Annotated in this window: 2 protein-coding genes; both read right to left on the reverse strand. The window is 64.9% G+C overall.

Annotated features, from left to right (window positions below):
* Positions 1–104 precede the first annotated feature (104 nt).
* Positions 105–1,223 (reverse strand): hypothetical protein, encoded by a 1,119-nt coding sequence (locus IP86_RS14420; RefSeq protein WP_054163229.1) that lies wholly within the window; start codon positions 1,221–1,223, stop codon positions 105–107.
* Between the two features lie 27 nt (positions 1,224–1,250).
* A complete protein-coding gene (locus IP86_RS14425) occupies positions 1,251–1,607 on the reverse strand; it encodes a DUF3024 domain-containing protein (protein WP_245290625.1) in 357 nt (118 codons plus the stop codon).
* Positions 1,608–1,901 lie beyond the last annotated feature (294 nt).

Here is a 1,901-nt window from a genome sequence, read left to right on the forward strand (position 1 = left end):
GGCGCAGTGCCTGGGGACCCCCACCCCCGACCCCTCCCCGCAAGGGGGAGGGGAGCGGTGACGTCGCGTTGTCGGGTGAAGCGGATCTCCATTGTGCGTTGCGGTTACAGGCGGTCGAGCCGTTTAACGAAGGTGTATCGTCGGGCGTAGCGCTGGCGGAGTTCGGTGATGCGCTGCGCGAAGGCGTCGGTTTCGTTCTGCCGCTTTGCGATGGCTTTCAGGTCGCCGAGCAGAAAGATCACCCTGTCGTAGCCTGCGGCGCTGCCCCTGCGAATCTCGGTTTCGATCTCCGCCCAGACCGCATCGCCGCGCTTCTCAATCTCGGCTTGCCGGGCGCGGAGCGCGCGTCGGGCCTGTTGGTCGCGCCGCCGTTGGTCGGCCAACAGCTCGGCGGTCTCCGCCTGTTCGCGCGCCTGCCTGATCGCTTCCGCGCGGGCGCAAAGGTCGCGGGCTCGGCGCGGTGTCACCGGCGCTGCCGCAGGCATGCGCGCGCGGACAAGCCGGCGGAGGTCGTTTACGGCGAGAGCGTCGCCGTCGAATATCTTTCTCAGAAAGCCGGTCTTCTCCTGATCGGTCATCGCAGCGATGGTCGCGTCGGCCGCGGTGGCATCGGCCGAGCCCGACTGCGCGCCGCGCTCGCTCGCCGCGGCGATGAGATCACGGTCGATGGCGAAGAAGGAGGCGAAGGCTTCGAGTGCTGCCGTCGTCGGCCCGAGTCCGGGCAGCGGCTCGGTCTCGTCTGGTGCCACCAACTCGGCCTCGACGGCCATCAGCCACACCAGATAAAGCATCCGCAGATCGCCCTCGAGCAAGGCGGTGCGCAGTGTGGCAAGCGCGGCCAGCCAACCGGTGCCATCGTCCCATTTGTCGTGGAATTCGTCGGCATCGGTTGCGACGCTGAGGATGAGATGGTCTCCCTTCGTCCAAACCCGTGCAAGATCGCCATCGCCGAGAAAGACATCGAACCGATCTCGATCGACCAGCCGGCGCGGCAGACGAATCATCAAGCAGCGCGTGCCCCAACTGGCGAAATAGAGGTGAAGATCGAACCAACGTTCCATCAGCTCGGCGGGGTCGCCTTTGAAATCTCCCCACTGATAGGCGTTGGTGAAACTCGTCGTGGTGATCTGTGCCCGCGTCGACAACGCGCGTAGCGCCTTGATGTCGGCGGTGCTCAGCGGGCGGTCGATCGCCTGGAATTCATAGTACTGATATTCGCTCATCGCTTGGTGGTCCGATCGGCGCCTTGCTCAGTCCGGATGCAGGAGCTCGTCCATCTCGAGCAGGCGCATCGCTTCTGCCAGCGTCACGCCAGAATGCACACGCCACCATCTGCCGGTACCCCGCATCCAGTAGATGTCGAAACTGTCCGGCCCGATACAGTCGAGCCGGGCAAAAGGTGCGTTGAATTCCTGGCCGCGATTCTCCTCGAATCCGGACCGGTAGCGCTGGAAGAAGCGATATCGACCGCCGGACCATGCTCCGCCGATATCGATCGGGTAGTTGAATTGCGTGGGCGTGATCTTGCGCTGGAAACGCGGCTTCAGATAATCCGCAATCAGGCGTTCGCACGCTGCGATGATCGCCTGCTTCTCGGCCTCGCTCACCGCCCGCGTTGGCCGGCGCGTTTGATCCCAGGGTCTGGTTACGGCCATGGTTCGATTCACCGATCGCGGCGAAAACCGCGTGCAGAGACGTTGGCCCCGAGCATAGCGCAGAGCTGCACTCGTGATCGTGGTTCGCTGTCGGTTTTGGGATTTTCCCCGGAGTTCTGTACGGGCACGTGGCCGGGGAGGGGGAGTGGAGCTGAACCGCCGCGCTTCGATCCAGCGGATCACATCGTGCGACCCACCCCCGCGCCGCAGCGCGCTCCCTCTCCCGCTTGCGGGAGAGGGCTGGGG

The sequence above is a fragment of the Rhodopseudomonas sp. AAP120 genome, assembly GCF_001295845.1.
Classification (GTDB): domain Bacteria; phylum Pseudomonadota; class Alphaproteobacteria; order Rhizobiales; family Xanthobacteraceae; genus Rhodopseudomonas.

Excerpts from the sequence above, each read along its gene's own strand:
- IP86_RS14420 (WP_054163229.1), bottom strand. The coding sequence starts at position 1,223 with ATGAGCGAATATCAGTACTATGAATTCCAGGCGATCGACCGCCCGCTG.